Annotated in this window: 12 protein-coding genes; 6 read left to right on the top strand and 6 right to left on the bottom strand. The window is 65.5% G+C overall.

The annotated features are described in order from the left end of the window. Positions 1-100 precede the first annotated feature (100 nt). Genes KYK29_RS18990 through KYK29_RS18970 form a run of 5 tightly spaced genes read left to right on the top strand, consistent with a single transcriptional unit; the run spans position 101 to position 7,051 of the window. On the top strand, positions 101-1,666 hold the full coding sequence (locus tag KYK29_RS18990; RefSeq protein ID WP_254692469.1) for a Do family serine endopeptidase: 1,566 nt from the start codon (positions 101-103) through the stop codon (positions 1,664-1,666). A 35-nt stretch (positions 1,667-1,701) separates the two neighbouring features. Beyond that, positions 1,702-1,914: a hypothetical protein gene (locus tag KYK29_RS18985; RefSeq protein WP_254692468.1), complete on the top strand. Its 213-nt coding sequence runs from the start codon at positions 1,702-1,704 to the stop codon at positions 1,912-1,914. 10 nt (positions 1,915-1,924) lie between these two features. Continuing rightward, on the top strand, positions 1,925-2,608 hold the full coding sequence (locus tag KYK29_RS18980; RefSeq protein WP_254692467.1) for a response regulator transcription factor: 684 nt from the start codon (positions 1,925-1,927) through the stop codon (positions 2,606-2,608). A gap of 25 nt (positions 2,609-2,633) precedes the next feature. Next, complete coding sequence (locus tag KYK29_RS18975) at positions 2,634-4,037, top strand: sensor histidine kinase (RefSeq protein ID WP_254692466.1); 1,404 nt, start codon at positions 2,634-2,636, stop codon at positions 4,035-4,037. Positions 4,038-4,093: 56 nt separating this feature from the next. Next, complete coding sequence (locus KYK29_RS18970) at positions 4,094-7,051, top strand: bifunctional [glutamine synthetase] adenylyltransferase/[glutamine synthetase]-adenylyl-L-tyrosine phosphorylase (protein WP_254692465.1); 2,958 nt, start codon at positions 4,094-4,096, stop codon at positions 7,049-7,051. 12 nt (positions 7,052-7,063) lie between these two features. On the opposite strand, the gene KYK29_RS18965 is transcribed toward KYK29_RS18970, so the two are convergent. Then, positions 7,064-9,412 (bottom strand): PAS domain-containing sensor histidine kinase, encoded by a 2,349-nt coding sequence (locus tag KYK29_RS18965; protein ID WP_254692464.1) that lies wholly within the window; start codon positions 9,410-9,412, stop codon positions 7,064-7,066. A gap of 226 nt (positions 9,413-9,638) precedes the next feature. Then, positions 9,639-12,287, bottom strand: coding sequence for an aminopeptidase N (gene pepN, locus KYK29_RS18960; protein ID WP_254692463.1), 2,649 nt, complete (start codon positions 12,285-12,287; stop codon positions 9,639-9,641). Between the two features lie 324 nt (positions 12,288-12,611). Between pepN and KYK29_RS18955 the strand changes: the two genes are divergently transcribed. Beyond that, positions 12,612-13,550 carry a DMT family transporter gene (locus tag KYK29_RS18955; protein WP_254692462.1) on the top strand — a complete coding sequence of 313 codons (939 nt, stop codon included), beginning with the start codon at positions 12,612-12,614 and terminating at the stop codon, positions 13,548-13,550. 30 nt (positions 13,551-13,580) lie between these two features. Here KYK29_RS18955 and KYK29_RS18950 read toward each other — a convergent pair whose 3' ends face one another. The 4 genes from KYK29_RS18950 to KYK29_RS18935 form a co-directional block, all read right to left on the bottom strand. Continuing rightward, positions 13,581-13,757 carry a hypothetical protein gene (locus KYK29_RS18950; RefSeq protein ID WP_254692461.1) on the bottom strand — a complete coding sequence of 59 codons (177 nt, stop codon included), beginning with the start codon at positions 13,755-13,757 and terminating at the stop codon, positions 13,581-13,583. A gap of 147 nt (positions 13,758-13,904) precedes the next feature. Next, positions 13,905-14,780 carry a uracil-DNA glycosylase gene (locus KYK29_RS18945; RefSeq protein WP_254692460.1) on the bottom strand — a complete coding sequence of 292 codons (876 nt, stop codon included), beginning with the start codon at positions 14,778-14,780 and terminating at the stop codon, positions 13,905-13,907. Positions 14,781-14,851: 71 nt separating this feature from the next. After that, the gene (locus KYK29_RS18940; protein ID WP_254692459.1) at positions 14,852-15,640 is read right to left on the bottom strand and encodes an SDR family oxidoreductase; all 789 of its coding nucleotides are present in this window, start codon (positions 15,638-15,640) and stop codon (positions 14,852-14,854) included. A gap of 31 nt (positions 15,641-15,671) precedes the next feature. Further along, positions 15,672-17,075, bottom strand: coding sequence for an FAD-binding oxidoreductase (locus KYK29_RS18935; protein ID WP_254692458.1), 1,404 nt, complete (start codon positions 17,073-17,075; stop codon positions 15,672-15,674). Between the last annotated feature and the right edge of the window lie 379 nt (positions 17,076-17,454).

The following is a 17,454-nucleotide window of genomic DNA, read 5'->3' as shown; positions in this document are numbered from 1 at the left end:
CAAAAATTCATCGTGCAGACAGTGCATGGTAATGTCTTGCGTACTATCTCTTTTGCATCGGCCGCCACGACGGCCACGCAGCAAAGAGAAGGTGCTCAGAATGTCCAAGATTCCCGCATTCCGTCCCGGTTACAAGGCCGCCCTGAAAGCGACGACCGTTGCCGGGCTTGCCGCCGTGATGCTTGCGACCGGCATTCCGGCGCGCGTTGCCGTCAGCTATGCCGACGCCGTGACGGTGGACGCGCCGCAGGTGGCGAGCTTCGCCGATGTGGTCGCCGCCGTTTCACCCGCGGTCGTTTCCGTTCGTGTGCAGTCGGAAGCCAAGCCGGTGAGCGACGAACGCAACTTCAGCTTCAATTTCGGCGGCCGTGGCTTCGACGACCTGCCCGACGACCATCCCCTGAAGCGTTTCTTCCGTGAATTCGGCGGCCAGGACGGACTCCATGGCGACCGCGGCCCGAACCGGCGCTTCGGCGATCGCGGCGAGCGACGCAACCGCAAGGGTCACCTGCGCCCGACCTCCCAAGGCTCCGGCTTCTTCATCTCCGAAGACGGCTACATCGTCACCAACAACCATGTCGTCAACAACGGCGCGGCCTTCACCATCGTCATGAACGACGGCACGGAGCTGAGCGCCACGCTCGTCGGCAAGGACAGCCGCACGGACCTCGCCGTCCTCAAGGTCGACGAGAAGGACAAGCGCAAGTTCACCTATGTCAGCTTTGCCGACGATAACAAGATCCGCGTCGGCGACTGGGTCGTGGCGGTCGGCAATCCGTTCGGCCTCGGCGGCACGGTCACGGCCGGCATCATCTCGGCGCGCGGCCGCGATATCGGCTCCGGCCCCTATGACGACTACCTGCAAGTGGACGCGGCGGTGAACCGCGGCAATTCCGGCGGCCCGACCTTCAACCTCAGCGGGGAAGTGGTCGGCATCAATACCGCTATCTTCTCGCCGTCGGGCGGCAACGTCGGCATCGCCTTCGCCATCCCGTCCTCGGTCGCCAAGGGCGTCGTCGCCGAACTCATCAAGGACGGCAAGGTCGACCGCGGCTGGCTCGGCGTGCAGATCCAGCCCGTCTCCCGCGACATCGCCGATTCACTCGGCCTTGCGGATGCCGCAGGCGCGCTGGTCGTCGAGCCGCAGGCCGATTCGCCCGGCGCCAAGGCCGGGATCAAGAAGGGCGACGTGATAACCGCGCTCGAAGGCGAGCCGGTGAAGAGCCCGCGCGATCTCGCCCGCCGCGTCGCCGACATCAAGCCCGGAACGGACGTCGACGTCGTCCTCTGGCGCGATGGCAAGTCGCAGACCGTGAAGGTCGAGATCGGGACGCTGGCCGGCGAACAGATCGAGGCCTCCACCGGTGACGAGCAGGTACAGCCGGACGACAACGGTGAACAGGCGCTCGCCGATCTCGGCATCGCGGTTACGCCGTCCGACGAAGGGCTGGTCGTATCCTCGGTCGATCCCGACTCCGAAGCCGGCGTGCGGGGCCTTCGCAGCGGAGACCGGATCGCGACCGTCAACAACCAGCCGGTATCATCCGCAGACGATGTGATGTCGGTGATCGACAGCGCCCGCAAGGACGGCCGCTCCAAGGCGCTGTTCCAGATCGAGACCGGTGACGGCAGCCGCTTCCTCGCGCTGCCCATCGACGAGGGCTGACCGGCCCCGCCGAATGCCGGAGCGCCGTGGGATCCGTGGATCTCGCGGCGCTCTTTTTTACAAGGGCGGCTTTTTGCAGGCGCAAGGCGCGCCGCCGCTTGGAAACAGGGCGCGGCTCCGTTCCCGCGCGCCGCGCCCTGCGCCAGAGCGGTTCCGGTTTTCGCAGAATCGGTGAAACGATCCAAGCCTTTGTTTTTACGCATTTCCGGGCGGAAAACCGCTTCGCACTTTTTCCGGAAATGCGCTAGGGTTCACGCTATGAAGATACTGATTGTTGAAGACGATCTGGAAGCGGCGGCCTATCTGGCCAAGGCGTTTCGCGAGGCCGGCATCGTGCTCGATCACGCAAGCGACGGCGAGAGCGGCCTCTTCCTGGCCACCGAGAACAGCTACGACGTGCTCGTCGTCGACCGCATGCTGCCGCGCCGCGACGGCCTGTCGCTGATTTCGGAACTTCGCGCCCGCAACATCCACACGCCGGTTCTTATTCTTTCGGCGCTCGGCCAGGTGGACGACCGGGTGACCGGACTTCGCGCCGGCGGCGACGATTATCTGCCGAAGCCCTACGCGTTCAGTGAACTGCTTGCGCGCATCGAGGTGCTCGGCCGGCGCAAGGGAACGCCCGAACAGGACATGGTCTATCGCGTCGGCGATCTGGAACTGGACCGGCTCTCCCATACGGTCAAGCGCGCCGGCCGGGAGATCCCCTTGCAGCCGCGCGAATTCCGGCTGCTGGAATATCTGATGAAGAACGCGGGTCAGGTGGTGACCCGCACCATGTTGCTCGAAAACGTCTGGGATTACCATTTCGATCCCCAGACCAACGTCATCGACGTTCATGTCTCGCGGCTGCGCTCGAAAATCGAGAAGGATTTCGACCAGCCGCTGCTGCGCACCGTGCGCGGCGCGGGTTACATGATGAAGGATGAGGCGGCGGGCTGAGCGGATGCCTGGATTGCTCGGCAGGATGACAGCGCTCTATCGCACGACGGCGGTGCGCCTTTCGGCGCTCTATCTGCTGCTTTTCGCGCTTTGCGCAGCCTTTCTCGTGTTCTACGTCAGCTCCATGTCCGAAGGTCTGCTGGCGCAGCAGATGCGCGACGCCGTGACCACCGAGGTGGCCGGCATCGAGAATATCTTCGATAAAAACGGCATGAACGGCCTGTTGCGGACGCTCGAGCGCCGGTCGCGCCAGCCGGGCGCCAATCTCTACATCATCGCAAGCCCCACGGGAGAAGTGCTCGCCGGCAATGTGCTCGCCCTGCAACCGGGGGTGCTCGACAACGAGGGCTGGACCGAGACGCCGTTCCGCTATCAGCGGTTCCTGGAGGAGGGCAGCCGCGAGCGTCACATGGCGCGCGCGCAGGTGGTGGTGCTGCCCAACGGGCTGCGTCTCCTCGTCGGCCGCGATCTCGGCGAGCCGGAGCACTTCCGCGTGCTGGTGCGTCAGGCGCTGATGGTGGCGCTCGGCGTCATGGGCGTCGGAGCGCTCGTCATCTGGTATCTCATCGGCCGCAACGCGCTGAAGCGCATGGATCGCATGTCCGGAGCAAGCCAGCGCATCATGGCCGGCGATCTTTCGCAACGCCTGCCGGCGAGCGGGTCCGGCGACGAATTCGACCGGCTCTCCGAATCGCTCAACACCATGCTGGGCCGGATCGAGAAGCTCGACGAGGGGCTGAAGCAGGTGTCCGACAATATCGCCCACGACCTGAAGACGCCGCTGACACGGCTGCGCAACAAGGCGGAAGCCGCGCTTGGCGGCGGCGAGACGCCCGCCGATTATCGCGCGGCGCTGGAGGAGGTCATCGGCGAGTCCGATCAGCTGATCCGCACCTTCAACGCGCTTTTGATGATCTCGCGTGTGGAGGCCGGGCAGGCGCCGGCGGAAATGAGCCCCATCGACCTCAGCGACATCGCCCGCGACGGGGTCGAGCTTTACGAACCGGTCGCCGAGGATTGCGGCCTGCGCGTCACCTGCGATATCGCCGACGGCATTTTGGTGCGGGGCAATCGCGAACTGGTCGGCCAGGCGCTCGGCAATCTCATCGACAATGCGATCAAATATGCGGAAGGAAGCGGCGGCGAGGCGGAAATCCGGGTCACGCTCGGCCGTGACGACGGCGCGGTTTCGCTTTCCGTTTCCGATAGCGGTCCGGGCATTCCCGACGACAAGCGCGAGGAGGTGGTGAAGCGCTTCGTCCGCCTCGACGAGAGCCGCTCGAAGCCGGGAACCGGCCTCGGTCTCTCCCTCGTCGGCGCGGTGATGGAAATGCATGGCGGCCACCTCGAACTGGAAGCCAGCCATCCAGCGCGGGAAAACAATCGGGGGCTGACGGTCAGGATGGTTTTCCCGGCCGGCGCGGACTGATACATCTCGCATCCTCCGGGTCGCGAAAGGGCGGACCGGCGCGGCGAGGAGGCCCCATGAGCGTGACGGATACGATGCGTCTTGCCGATCTTTCGGAAAATCCGATCCGCGCGTTGAACCAGACGGAAGCAAAATCCGTCCTCTCCGACCTCAGGGACTGGGGCCGCGAGCATCCGGCCATCGCGCGCCTTCTGGCAGGCGAAAACGCGCTCAAGGATTTCATCGTCGCCGCTCTCACGCTCTCGCCCTATCTGCGCGATACCGCCCGGATCGATCCTGACTTGCTTGTCCGCGCGCTCGACGCGCCGATCCTGCCGGCCGTGGAGACGGCGATCGACGCTGCCCGCACGGCGTGGAAACCGGCGGAAAAGGACGGCGCGGTCAGCGAGGCGCAACTGATGAGCCGGCTGCGGGTCGCCAAACGCGAGGTGGCCTTTCTCCTGGCGCTTGGCGATCTCGCCCGCCTTTTCGACGCGCGCCGCACGACGCGGCTTCTCACCGGACTGGCGGAGGCCGCCGCCAGCGCCGCCATCGACCACCTGCTGCTTTCGGCGCATGAAAGCGGCAAGCTGACGCTGCCCGACCCGGCGCGTCCCGGCAGCGGATCGGGTCTGGTGGTGCTCGGCATGGGCAAGCTCGGGGCCTTCGAGCTCAATTATTCTTCCGATATCGATCTCGTCGTCTTCTTCGATCCGATGGCGGGGGTTCTCGCCGATCCGCTGGAAGCCGTCGACACCTATTCACGGCTGATCCGCCGTCTTATCCGCATCATGCAGGAGCGCACGGTGGATGGCTATGTCTTCCGCACGGATCTCCGGCTGCGGCCGGATCCCGGCGCGACGCCGCTCGCCATCTCCGTCGATTCGGCCATGATCTATTACGAAAGCCGCGGGCAGAACTGGGAGCGCGCCGCCTTCATCAAGGCCCGGCCGGTGGCCGGCGATCTTGCCGCCGGCGAGGCCTTCCTCAAGGGGCTGGTGCCTTTCGTCTTCCGGAAATATCTCGATTATGCCGCCATTTCGGACATCCATTCGATCAAGCGGCAGATCCATGTCCACAAGGGGCACGGCGAAATCGCGGTGAAGGGGCATAACGTCAAGCTCGGGCGCGGCGGCATCCGGGAAATCGAGTTCTTCGTCCAGACCCAGCAGCTGATCGCCGGCGGCCGCATGCCGGCCCTGCGGCTGCGCGCGACCGAGCCGATGCTGGAGGCGCTGGCGAAGGCGGGCTGGATCGACGAGGCCACGGCCGGCGAACTCGGCGACGCCTACTGGTTCCTGCGCGATGTCGAGCATCGCGTGCAGATGGTCCGCGACGAGCAGACCCACGTGCTGCCGGAGACGGAAGCCGAGCTGAAGCGCATCGCCTTCATGATGGGCTTTGCCGATACCGCGGCCTTTTCGGCAAGCCTCGTCGCCGTGCTGAAAACGGTCGAACGGCGCTATGGCGCGCTGTTCGAACAGGAGACGAAACTGTCCAGCGAGACGGGCAATCTCGTCTTCACCGGCCAGAACGACGACCCCGACACGCTGGAAACGCTGAAGCGCCTCGGCTTCGAGCGCCCCGCCGATATTTCCCGCACCATCCGCACCTGGCATTACGGCCGCTATCGTGCGACGCAATCCGTCGAGGCGCGCGAGCGGCTGACCGAACTGACGCCGGAACTGCTGCGTGTCTTCGGCAGCAGCAAGCGGGCGGACGAGGCGTTGCTTCGCTTCGACAGCTTCATCTCCGGCCTGCCGGCGGGCATCCAGCTCTTCTCGCTCATCGGCAACAATCCGGCGCTCCTGTCCCTGATCGTCAACATCATGTCGTCGGCCCCGCGCCTTGCCGAGGTGATCGCCGCAAAGCCTCATGTTTTCGACGGCATGCTCGATCCGGGCCTGCTTGCCGAACTGCCGACCCGGGCCTACCTGTCCGAACGTATCGACGGTTTCCTCTCCGGGACGCGCGACTATGAGGAAATCCTCGACCGGCTGCGCATCATCGCCGCCGAACAGCGTTTTCTCATCGGTATCCGGCTTTTGACCGGCGCAATTACGGGAAAGCAGGCGGCCCGCGCCTTTACCCATGTCGCCGACCTCATTCTCGACGCCGCGCTGAAAGCGGTGCTTCTGGAAATCGAGGCGGCGCACGGCAAAATCCCCGGCGGTCGGGTGGCGCTAGTCGGCATGGGCAAGCTCGGCAGCTTCGAGCTGACCGCCGGTTCCGACATCGACCTCATCCTGCTTTACGACCATGACGGTGACATGCCGGAATCCGATGGCCCGAAGCCGCTCGACACGACGCGCTATTTCACCCGGCTCACCCAGCGCCTGATCGCAGCGCTCTCCGCGCCGATGGCCGAAGGGGTGCTCTACGAGGTCGACATGCGGCTTCGCCCCTCGGGCAACAAGGGACCGGTGGCGACCCGCATCACCTCTTTCGCCCGCTATCAGGCCGAAGAAGCCTGGACCTGGGAGCATATGGCGCTGACGCGCGCGCGCGTCATCTGCGGCGACGAAAGCCTGCGCCGGCAGGCCGACGAGATCTTCCGCTCCGTGCTGGCCCGCAAGCGCGACCCGGCCGCCATCGCCCGGGACGTCGCCGAGATGCGGGAACTGATCGAGCAGGAAAAGCCGCCGAAGGATATCTGGGACCTGAAGCTGATCGCGGGCGGGCTGATCGACATCGAGTTCATCGCCCAGTTCCTGGCGCTGATCGCGCCGGCGAAGGATGCGCCGCAGCCGCAGGGCGCCATGCCGACCGGCGAACTTCTGGCCGCGCTCGGCGATGCGCTGATGGACCCGAACGATCGCGATACGGTTTTGCGGGCGCTCGCCCTTTACACGGAGATTTCGCAGATCGTCCGGCTGTGCGTGGATGGCGGCTTCGATCCGAAGGAAGCGCCGGCCGGCCTGATCGACCTCGTCTGCCGGGCGGGGGAATGCCCGGACCTGCGCACGCTCGAAGCGGAAATCCGCCGGCTGTCGCGTGCGGTGCGGAAGATCTTTCAGGCGACGCTCAAGCCCTGACGGCGGTTCCCGTCAAGCCGCCGGCCGGTCCTGCGCCGCGGCGAGGCCGCGATCCGGGATCCGCACCGAAATGATCGTTCCGCTGCCTTCGACGGAATGGATGCGCATCCGCCCGCCGTGCAGCCGGGTGAGCGAGCGCGATATGGCCAGCCCCAGACCGGAGCCTCCCTTGCTCTTGGCGTATTGGCTCTGCACCTGCTCGAAAGGCTGGCCGATCTTCTGCATCGCGGATTTCGGGATGCCGATGCCGGTGTCGGCGATGGTGAGGGTCACGGCGCCGCCGATCTTGCGGGCGCGCACGCGGACCTCGCCGTTGCCGTTGGTGAACTTGATGGCGTTCGACAGCAGGTTGAGCAGGATCTGCTTCATGGCGCGCCGATCGGCGGTGAGCGGCAGCGTCGACATGCAATCCTGCCGCACGGTGATCTTCTTCTTTTCGGCCTGAAGCATCGTCAGGCGCAGCGCCTCGTCGATCAGCGGCGCGAGATCGACCGTCTCGCAACTGATGCGCATGTGGCCGGCCTCGATCTTCGACATGTCGAGAATATCGTTGATGACGTTGAGCAGATGTTTGCCGCTCTCGTGGATATCGCAGGAATACTCGCGGTATTTCTCCGATCCGATCGGGCCGAACATCTGGTTTTGCAGGATTTCCGAGAAGCCGAGGATGGCGTTGAGCGGGGTTCGCAACTCATGCGACATATTGGCGAGAAATTCCGATTTGGCGCGATTGGCCGCTTCGGCGCGGTCTTTCTCCGCGAGATAATTGGCGTTGGCGACCGAAAGCTCCGCCTTCTGCTGCTCCAGCGTCGCGCGCGAGGCCGAGAGATCGCCGATGGTCGCCATCAGGCGGCGTTCGGATTCGCGCAGCCGCGCCTGATGACGCTTCATCATGGTGATATTCGTGCCGACGGAGACCACGCCGCCGTCGCGGGTGCGCCGCTCGTTGATCTGCAACCAGCGCTCGTCGGCAAGCTTCACCTCGAGCGTCTGGGAAATGCCGGAGCCATCGGCGTCGGCCACCCGGCGCTCGATCACCGGCTTGGCGGCCGCCGCATGCACCACCAGACGCTCCGTACCGGGCACCAGAACCTCGTCGGGCAGGCCGTAGGCTTGCTGGTAATGGGCGTTGCACATGACGAGCCGATCGCTCTTGTCCCAGAGAACGAAGGCTTCCGAGGTGCTTTCGATGGCGTCGGCCAGCCGCTGGTCGGCCTCCTGATAGCGCTGGGCGAGGCGGTGCTGCTCCGTCACGTCCATGGCGATGCCGATCATGTGCATGCGGCCCGATCCCATGCGGATGAGCTGGGCGCGGGCGCGCAGCCAGACGTAATGGCCCTCCGCGTGGCGCATGCGGATGACCTGGTCGATCTGCCGCGCCTCGCCGCGCGCCACGGCGCGCGCCACCTGATAGATGCCGTCGTCGTCGGGATGCATCAGGCGGGCCGCGTCGCCGAAGGACAGCACGCTTTCGCGCGGCGGCATGCCGAGCATCTCGTACATGGAGCGCGACCAGAACAGCCGCCGGCTGGAAAGATCGAAATCCCAGAGGCCGCAACGCCCGCGGGCGAGCGCGGTTTCCACCCGCAGGTTGGATTCGGCGAAGATGGAATCGGCGTCGCGCGCCCGTTTCGCCTGGATGTAATAGGCATAGAGGACGACGAGCAGGATCGCCGATATGCCGGAAAACAGCGTGACGTTGAGGGCGATCTCGTCGCGCCACATCGCCGCGAGATGGCCGAGAGGATTGGCGACGACGATGAAACCCGACCGGTCCGGCCGCTGCACCAGCGAGACGTAGTAGTCCTGTCCGCCGATGCCCGTGCGCGTCACGCCGCCCGGCTCGCCGAAATACTGCATGGCGGCCAGTTCCGGCGCAAAACGCGCCAGTGACATGCCGACATAGCCGGCGCCCGCCAGCGATGCGCCGAAGACGCGGCCTTTCTCTTCCACGAAAAGCACCAGCCCGCCGGGTTGCAGGCGATCCTGGGGAAGGCGGCTGCCCAGCGCCGTTTCCACCTGACGCCGGTCCGCCGTCTTGAAGCCGGGGATTTCCGGTGCGGCGAAAAGGGCGTCGACGGCAAGAGCGGTCAGCGACGTGGCGTAGCGCACGCTCGTGTCCTGCCGCTCGTGCTCGACCATGATGCCGATGACGCGTGAGACGGCCACCACCAGAAGGAAGGCGACGATCAGCACCGGTATCGATCGTTTCAACACCGGTTCGGCGCGCGACAGATGCCGCGCCGCCGGTCCGGCGAAAATCTGCGCCTGTCCCGTCAGCTCGCTTTCCAACGCCGCAGCGCCTGGAAACTTGAGCCGAATCCGTCCGTCGGCTGCGCGTCCTCGTTGCGCGTCCGCCATAGTCTTCCAACCCTGTTCTCTTGCGATTCGCCGCGCCGCTCGCCCGAATCTGCCTTAATGAATCAATTGTGATTCCGCTTGTCCAGAGAAAAAGGTTACCGATTGTTAACCAATTCTTACGGTTGAGAAATTGCAGCCGACGGGAATTTTCCCGCACGCCGGCTTCCCCGCCTTGCGGGCGGGGAGGGGCGGCGGGCAAGCCGGAGCTGGCTTGTTTGCGGGTGGCTCAGGCCTTCGTCATGCGGTCGACGATATCGGAGACGTCCGACGAAAGCTTTTCCGCCGCCGTAATCGAGCGCAGCGCATTCAACGCATGATCGGCGCGGCCCCCCTCCAGCGAGCGCCAGGAGCGCATGGCGGTGAGAATGCGCGCGGCAAGCTGCGGGTTCTTCGGATCGATCGCAAGGATCTGTTCGGCAAGGAAGCGGTAGCCGGCGCCGTCCGCCCGGTTGAATCCCGTCGGATTGGCGAAGGCGAAAGTGCCGATCAGCGCGCGCACGCGGTTGGGATTCGAGGCGGTGAAATGCGGGTTTTCCATCAGGTCGCGCACCCGGTCCAGCGCGCTTTCCCCCGGAACCGTCGCCTGGATGGCGAACCATTTGTCGAGGACCAGCGCATTGTCGGTAAAGCGGGCGCGGAAAGCCTCCAGCGCCGCCGCCGCTTCGGGGGCGTCGGGAAACCGATGCACGAGAACGGTCAGCGCCGCGCTCAGGTCTGTCATGTTGTCGGCGGCCTCGAAGGCGGCGACGGCGCGCGCGGGCGTGCCTTCCGCGACCGCGAGATACCCGAGAGCCGCGTTGCGCAGCGCCCGGCGTCCGGCGCTTCCGGCGTCCGGCGCGAAGGGGCCTTCCGTGCGATGGCGGGCAAACAGCGTTGCGAAGAGCGCCGTATCGCGTCCGGCGATATCGGCGAACACCGCCTCTCGTCCCGCCCTGATTGCATCCGGATCGTTGTCGTTGCCGATTTCGCGCGCGATGTCGGCCTCGCTCGGCAGGGCCAGAACCTGCGCGCGGAAGGCCGGCTCCAGCGTCTCGTCGCCGGCAAGCGCGAGCAGCGTGTCGGCCAGGGCCGGGTCGGGCGTGACCTTCTTGCCGTTGCGGGCGTCGCGGGCAGCGGAGACAAGGCTCGGCAGGGCGAGGTCGCTAAGGGCCTGCCAGCGCGCGAACAGGTCGCCGTCGTGCCGGGCGATATGGGCGAGATCGGCGGAGGACTGCTCGAAATGCAGGTTGATCGGCGCGGAAAAATCGCGGTTGAGCGAAAGGACCGGTCTGGCGGTGACGCCGGAGAAGGTGATGCTCTGCCGCCGTCCGGTCAGATGCAGCACATCGCCCGTGATCTCGGCGCCGGCGACCGCGGCAGGCGTCATCTCGCTGCCGTCTTCCGCCAGAAGGCCGAAGCGCAGCGGAATGTGCATCGGCTCCTTCAGGCTCTGGCCTGGCGTCGGCGGTATCATCTGTTCCAGCGACAGGGTGAAGACGCCGTTTACTGCATCATGGGCGGTGGAAACGCTGACGAGCGGCGTTCCGGCCTGATGATACCACAGGGAGAACTGGCTGAGGTCGCGGCCGCTTGCCGTCTCGAAGCACCCGACGAAATCCTCGATCGTCACGGCCTCGCCGTCATGGCGCTCGAAATAGAGATCCATGCCCTTGCGGAAGGTGTCCCGGCCGACGAGAGTCGCGATCATGCGCGTCACCTCGGACCCCTTCTCATAGATGGTCGTCGTGTAGAAATTGTTGATTTCTCGGTACTTCGTCGGGCGGACCGGGTGTGCCAGCGGTCCGGCGTCCTCGGGAAACTGTTCGGATTTCAGCAGCCGCACTTCGGAGATGCGCTTGACGGCGCGTGAGCGCTGGTCGGCGGAGAACTCGTGGTCGCGATAGACCGTCAGCCCTTCCTTGAGGCAGAGCTGGAACCAGTCGCGGCAGGTGATGCGGTTGCCGGTCCAGTTGTGGAAATATTCGTGGGCGATGATCGCCTCGATATTGGCGTAGTCCTGATCGGTGGCCGTTTCCGGATCGGCAAGGACGTATTTGTCGTTGAAGACGTTGAGCCCCTTGTTCTCCATCGCCCCCATGTTGAAGTCGGAAACGGCGACGATCATGAAGATGTCGAGATCGTATTCGCGGCCGAACTTTTCCTCGTCCCATCGCATCGAGCGCTTCAGCGCATCCATCGCATAGGCGGCGCGCGGTTCCTTGCCGTGCTCGACATAGATTTTCAGCGTCACCTCGCGGCCGGACATGGTCGTGAACGTATCTTCGATCACGCCGAGATCGCCGGCGACAAGGGCGAAGAGATAGGAGGGCTTCGGATGCGGATCGAACCAGGCGGCGAAGTGCTTTTCTTCGCCATAGCCCGCCCCGCCGAGGAAGTTACCGTTCGACAGCAGCAGCGGGCAGCTTTGCCGGTCGGCGATGATGTTGACCGTATAGACGGCGAGCACGTCCGGCCGATCGGGGAAATAGGTGATGCGGCGGAAGCCCTCGGCCTCGCATTGGGTGCAATAGATGCCGTTCGTCCGGTAGAGGCCCATCAGCTGGGTGTTGGCCTCGGGATTGATCAGCGTGGTGATGGTGATCTCGAACGGTTCGCTTTCCGGCAGGTCGCGGATCGTCAGGCTGTCGGGCGTGGCGTCGTATCGGCCGGCTTCCATCTCCACCTGATCGAGGAGAAGGCCGGACAGCGAGAGTTCGTCGCCGTCGAGCACCAGCGGCGCGGCCCGGTCCGCGCCCTCGCGGCGATGGAAGATCAGCCGCGCCTCGACCCTGGTTTCGGTCGGATCGAGTTCGAAGGTCAGGTCCACGCGTTCGAGAACGAAGTCTGTCCGGCGATAGTTCGCCAGATGGATGATTCGGCCGTTCTCTGTCCGCATGATCTGTCCTGCCCCTGTCTCGGCCTGTCCCGTTTTGAAGCAAGGAGAGACCCTGTCAGGGACGATATGTCCCCGAAATACCGGAAGTGATAGGCTTGTTGGCTTAACATCTCATTGCCAGAACGAACAGTATCGGCCGGTTTTCCCGAAATCGCCACGGCGATGCGTCGCCCTCTACCGGGCGGTTTGAAGATGTGCTCGCCGACGGCTTAAATCAATTCCGGATCGTGCGATTGCATAGTAGGCTTGCCGCGTCCGGATCGGGCGCCCGATCGCTTTGCAACACCGAATACCGCGTCCGGCCCGGGCGTGAAGAGTCCTTCGATGAACCTCCGCCAAGCCAATCCCATGAAGGGGATCTTCCTCAAGGTCGCCTCGGTGCTCGTCTTCCTCTGCATGTCGACGCTGATCAAGGCGGCCGGGAATGGCATTGCAGCCGGGCAGATCACCTTTCTGCGCTCGGCCTTCGCCATGGTGCCGATCCTCGTCTATCTCATCGCGCAGGGGCAGATGCGCGACGCGCTTCGCACCGACAATCCCTGGGGGCATCTCGGGCGGGGCTTTATCGGCATTCTGGCGATGGGATGCGGCTTTTACGGGCTGGTGCGGCTGCCATTGCCGGAAGCCATCGCCATCAACTACGCCCTGCCGCTGATCGTCGTCGTCATCGCGGCGCTCGTCCTCAAGGAACGGGTGGGGCTCTATCGCTGGACGGCGGTTCTGGTGGGACTGACGGGCGTCGTCTTCATCACCTGGCCGCGCCTCACGCTGTTTCGCGAAGGGGCGATGGAAACCGAACAGGCGATGGGCGCGCTGGCGCTGCTTGTCGCAGCGACGCTGGGGGCCTGCGCCATGGTGCTGGTGCGCAAGCTCACGGAGACCGAACGCACATCGACCATCGTGTTCTATTTCTCGCTTTCGGCGTCGGTCTTCTCGCTTGCCACATTGCCCTTCGGCTGGAGCCCGATCGGCTTCGAGGCCTTCGGCCTGCTGGCGCTTGCCGGCGTTTGCGGCGGCGTGGCGCAGCTTCTCCTGACGGCGAGCTATCGTTACGCCGACGTCTCGACCATCGCGCCCTTCGAATATACCTCGATCGTGTTCGGGATCCTCGTCGGCTATTTCCTGTTCGGGGATGTGCCGACAGGCCCGATGCTGACGGGGACGATCATCGTCGTCATCGCCGGCATCTTCGTCATCCTGCGCGAGCACCGTCTCGGCCTGCAACGCCGGGCGGCGCGCAAGCACATGACGACACAGGGCTAACCCGTCGGGGCGCCGAGGCGAAGGAGCAGGTCAGCGCTGGATGAATTCCGGAAAGATTTGCGTCGGACGGTTGATGCGGGCGAAGCCGGCAGCCGTCAGCTGCTCGTTGGCCGGAACCGCGATGTCGCGAATGCCCTGGCCGCTGCGGACGGCGGCATGACGGAGCGTCTCGAAGCTTGAATGGATGGGCCGAAGGCGGGCGATCATGATATGGTTCCTTAAATCCTGTCCTCCCGTAACGGCATATTGCGCCGCCGCATCAATATTGCAATGCGGCATTTCGTCAGGCTGATATGTGCGATTTGCATGGCTTTCTACATATTTTGTTCATACTCGCCGCAGGGCGAGAGACCGTCAGCCGGCTGCCAGGCCGGCGCGGAAGGCAAGCAGGTCCGCCCAGGCGAGCCGCTTGCTGACGGGCGCCATCGCCAGATCCTGCGGATGCAGGGTCGCGAAGGCCGGGATCGTCCGGCCGGCGACGTCGATGCCGCGCCATTCGCCGCGCAACTGGTGAATGGTCTCGCTGGCGCGAAAGAGGAAGCGCGCGGCGAAATTGCCGAGAATGAGAAGCCGTTGCGGTTCGGCCAGCGCGATCTGCCGTTCGATGAAGGGGCGGCAGATATCGGCTTCGCGCGCCGAGGGCGGACGGTTGCCCGGCGGGCGCCAGGGCACGATATTGGTCAGCAGCAGTTCGGCGCGCTTGAGGCCGATGCCGGCCAGCATCCGGTCGAGCATCAGGCCCTGACGCCCGGAAAAAGGCAGGCCGTCGCGATCGTCCTCGGCGTTCGGCATCGCGCCGATCACCATGATCTGCGGCCGGGGATGGCCTTCGGCGAAGATCAGGCCGCGGGCGCTGGCCTTCAGATTGCAGCCGTTGAATGCCTCCATCGCGATGCGCAATTCGTCCAGCGAGCGGGCGCTGGCGGCGACGAATTCCGCTTCGGCGATCGCCTCGCTATCGGGAATGGCGACGACCGGCATCGCCGGGGCCGGAGCGGCCGCCGGCGCGGCCTGGCGGGATGCCTCCGTGCGGGCCGGCGCTTTGCGTGCGACCGGTTGCGCGGGGGGCGCGTCCGGCCGGGGCGGCATGGCGCGGGCGGTGCGCATCGCCGTGAACTCGGCGATACGGTCCACGGCGTCTTCTTCCAGCAGCCATTCCACGCCCGCGTCCGCATGGAAATGCAGAAGTGCGGCCAGTTCCGCCGGAGTGAGGTCGTTGGACGAGATCATGCCTGCGTCTTACCGGATCGGCGGAGGCGAGGGAAGGGCCGGGCCTCTATCCGCCCCTCCCATAATGTCCGTCAGACCGATCGCGCCGCACCTCCGTCGCAACGGATCAGGCTGCCGGTGACATAGCTTGCCGGCTGGCTGCAAAGGAAGGCGGCGGTGGCGGCGAATTCCTCGACGGTGCCGTAGCGGCCGGCGGGAATGGCTTTCTCCGATTCGGCACGCACCGTCTCGACGCTTTCGCCGCGCCGTTCGGCGGCCGCCGCATCGAGGCTCTTCAGCCGGTCGGTGAAGATGCTGCCGGGAAGCAGCAGGTTGCTGGTGATGCCCCTGCCGGCGACCTCGCTCGCCAGCGTCTTCGACCAGCCGGCAAGCGCCGGACGCAGCGTGTTGGAAAGCGCAAGGCCGGGGATCGGTTCGATGACGCCGGAGGAGGCGACGGTGAGGATACGGCCCCAGCCGCGTTCCTTCATGCCGGGCAGAAGCCGGTTGGTGAGGGTGATGAGGCGCAGCACCATCGCCTGGAAATTGGCAAGCAGCACCTCTTCGCTCATATCCTCGGTGGCGCCCGGCGTCGGGCCGCCGGAATTGTTGACGAGAATGTCGACGCCGCCGAGCTTCTCATGGGCTGCCTTGACCACCGCCTCGACGAAGCCTGCGTCGGTCAGGTCCGCCTGTATCCAGTCGGCCTTGCCGGGGCCTTCCGCATTGATGGCGTCGCAATTGGCCTGGAGCGTCGCGGCGCTGCGGCCGCAAAGCAGCACATGCGCGCCCTCGCGCGCCAGCGTCACGGCGATTGCCTTGCCGAGGCCGCGGGAGGAGGCGAGAACGAGGGCGCGCTTGCCGGTAATGCCGAGATCCATGGGACTGTCCTTTTTCCGTTTTGCGTGGGGGTCACGCCCCGCGATAGGGCGCCTTGCCCCGATTGAAGAGATCCTGCGGGTCGAGCGCCGCCTTGACCGCCCCGGCTGCGGCGCGCCGGGCGGCGTTACCATAGGTCAGATAGGCGCGGCGCTTCTCCTGCCCGACGCCGTGTTCCGCCGAGAAGCTGCCGCCGAGTTCGGCGATGCCGCCATAGACCGCATCCTCGATGGCGTCGCGCCGTTCCGGTTCCGCCGAGCCGGGACCGGTGACGGAAAGATGGAGGTTGCCGTCGGCGGCATGGCCGTAGACATAGGCGTCGAAGGCCGGGTCGGCCGCCTTCAGCCGCCCGAGCAAGGCGGCAACATAGGTGTCGAGCAAACCCGGCGGCACGGAAATGTCGAAGGAGGGGGCGGCGGGCGCGAAACGATAGATGAAGTCGCTTTCCTCGCGCAGCGCCCAGAACCGGCGGGACTGATCGAGCGAGGCGGCGAGAGTGGCGCCCGACAGCCGGAGATCGTTCCAGAGCGTGGCCAGTCCGTCTTCCAGCGTCTCGCGGGCCTCCGCCTCGCTTGCGGCGGAAATCTCCAGCAGCAGCACGGCCGGCGTTCCGGCCTCCAGCCAGTCGAGGGCAAAGCCCCTTTCCGTGGCGCTGTCGCGCAGGAACGGCCACCACATCAGTTCCGCGCCTTCAAGCTCGACGGAAGTGTTCGAGCGGAAATGACCGATGATCGACAGCGCCGCAGCGGCGTCGGGCAGGCCGACGAGCGCAGTGGCGCGCATCGGATTGAAACGGTCCAGCTTGAGGACGGCGCGGGTGACGAAGCCGAAAGCGCCTTCGGAGCCGATGAGCAGCTGCTTGATGTCCGGTCCGGCGCTGACCTTCACCACCTGCGTCAGGTCGCTGTACAGGCTGCCGTCCGGCATCACGGCCTCCAGACCCAGCACCTGATGACGCATGACGCCGTTGCGGAAGGCGAGAATGCCGCCGGCGTTGGTGGCGATCATGCCGCCGATGGTGGCGCTGCCGCGTGCGGCGAGATCGATGCCGGGAACGAGGCCGAAGGCGGCGGCGGCCTCCTGCAAGGCCTGCAACGTCACGCCGGCCTCGACGACCGCAGTGCGGGCAAGCGGATCGATCGCTTCGATGCGGGTGAGCCGGCCGGTGGACAGGATCAGTTCCCCGGGCCGGCTGACGCCGCCGCCGACCAGGCCGGTGCGTCCGCCCTGCGGCACGACGGGCACGCCATGGGTCGCGCACCAGCGCACCACGGCCGCTGCCGCTTCCGGCGTGGCCGGCTGCGCCATGACGCCGGCGCCGAAATTGTCCGGATGCTCGCCGGGGTGCCGTTCTCTCAAGGCGTCAGCGCCGATGAGGACAAGATTTTCGCCGAAACCGTCAAGTTCGCGGCGAAGCGATGCGATAATCTCCATCATGGAACGGTCCTCTGCGGCGGTGGGCCCATGGGTAACGCATATTTCATCGCGCGCAAACGGCCGCGCAAACCGCTCCCCGGAGTTTTTCTCCGCCTGCACGGAGGCAGGTCGGGGAGGGAGCATCTGCTGACGCGTGCGTGACGGCGGGGAAGAAAACTTTTCCGCAAGCTCGCAAGCGTATGACGTCATGCGCAAAAGGAGGACGCTCTGTCATGCAACGGCTCGACAAGCCGGATCGCATTTGTCATGACAGGCACACGATAAGAGGGGTTTCCGCGCTTTTCGAGGGGCGGCGGAATGGAGAAGACGAATGAGCGACGAGATGGAACTTCCCGAACGCGAAAGCATGGAATTCGACGTGGTGATCGTCGGGGCGGGG

The sequence above is a fragment of the Shinella daejeonensis genome, assembly GCF_024281235.1.
In the GTDB taxonomy this organism is placed as follows: domain Bacteria; phylum Pseudomonadota; class Alphaproteobacteria; order Rhizobiales; family Rhizobiaceae; genus Shinella; species Shinella daejeonensis.
Note: the sequence above shows the minus strand (reverse complement) of the source record. Positions and strands in the feature narration are given on the sequence as shown.

What these genes read in the sequence shown, in the direction of transcription:
- KYK29_RS18990 (WP_254692469.1), top strand. Translation starts at nt 101, where the DNA reads ATGTCCAAGATTCCCGCATTCCGTCCCGGTTACAAGGCCGCCCTGAAA.
- KYK29_RS18980 (WP_254692467.1), top strand. Translation starts at nt 1,925, where the DNA reads ATGAAGATACTGATTGTTGAAGACGATCTGGAAGCGGCGGCCTATCTG.
- KYK29_RS18975 (WP_254692466.1), top strand. Translation starts at nt 2,634, where the DNA reads ATGACAGCGCTCTATCGCACGACGGCGGTGCGCCTTTCGGCGCTCTAT.
- KYK29_RS18970 (WP_254692465.1), top strand. Translation starts at nt 4,094, where the DNA reads ATGAGCGTGACGGATACGATGCGTCTTGCCGATCTTTCGGAAAATCCG.
- KYK29_RS18965 (WP_254692464.1), bottom strand. Translation starts at nt 9,412, where the DNA reads ATGGCGGACGCGCAACGAGGACGCGCAGCCGACGGACGGATTCGGCTC.
- pepN (WP_254692463.1), bottom strand. Translation starts at nt 12,287, where the DNA reads ATGCGGACAGAGAACGGCCGAATCATCCATCTGGCGAACTATCGCCGG.
- KYK29_RS18955 (WP_254692462.1), top strand. Translation starts at nt 12,612, where the DNA reads ATGAACCTCCGCCAAGCCAATCCCATGAAGGGGATCTTCCTCAAGGTC.
- KYK29_RS18950 (WP_254692461.1), bottom strand. Translation starts at nt 13,757, where the DNA reads ATGATCGCCCGCCTTCGGCCCATCCATTCAAGCTTCGAGACGCTCCGT.
- KYK29_RS18945 (WP_254692460.1), bottom strand. Translation starts at nt 14,780, where the DNA reads ATGATCTCGTCCAACGACCTCACTCCGGCGGAACTGGCCGCACTTCTG.
- KYK29_RS18940 (WP_254692459.1), bottom strand. Translation starts at nt 15,640, where the DNA reads ATGGATCTCGGCATTACCGGCAAGCGCGCCCTCGTTCTCGCCTCCTCC.
- KYK29_RS18935 (WP_254692458.1), bottom strand. Translation starts at nt 17,075, where the DNA reads ATGATGGAGATTATCGCATCGCTTCGCCGCGAACTTGACGGTTTCGGC.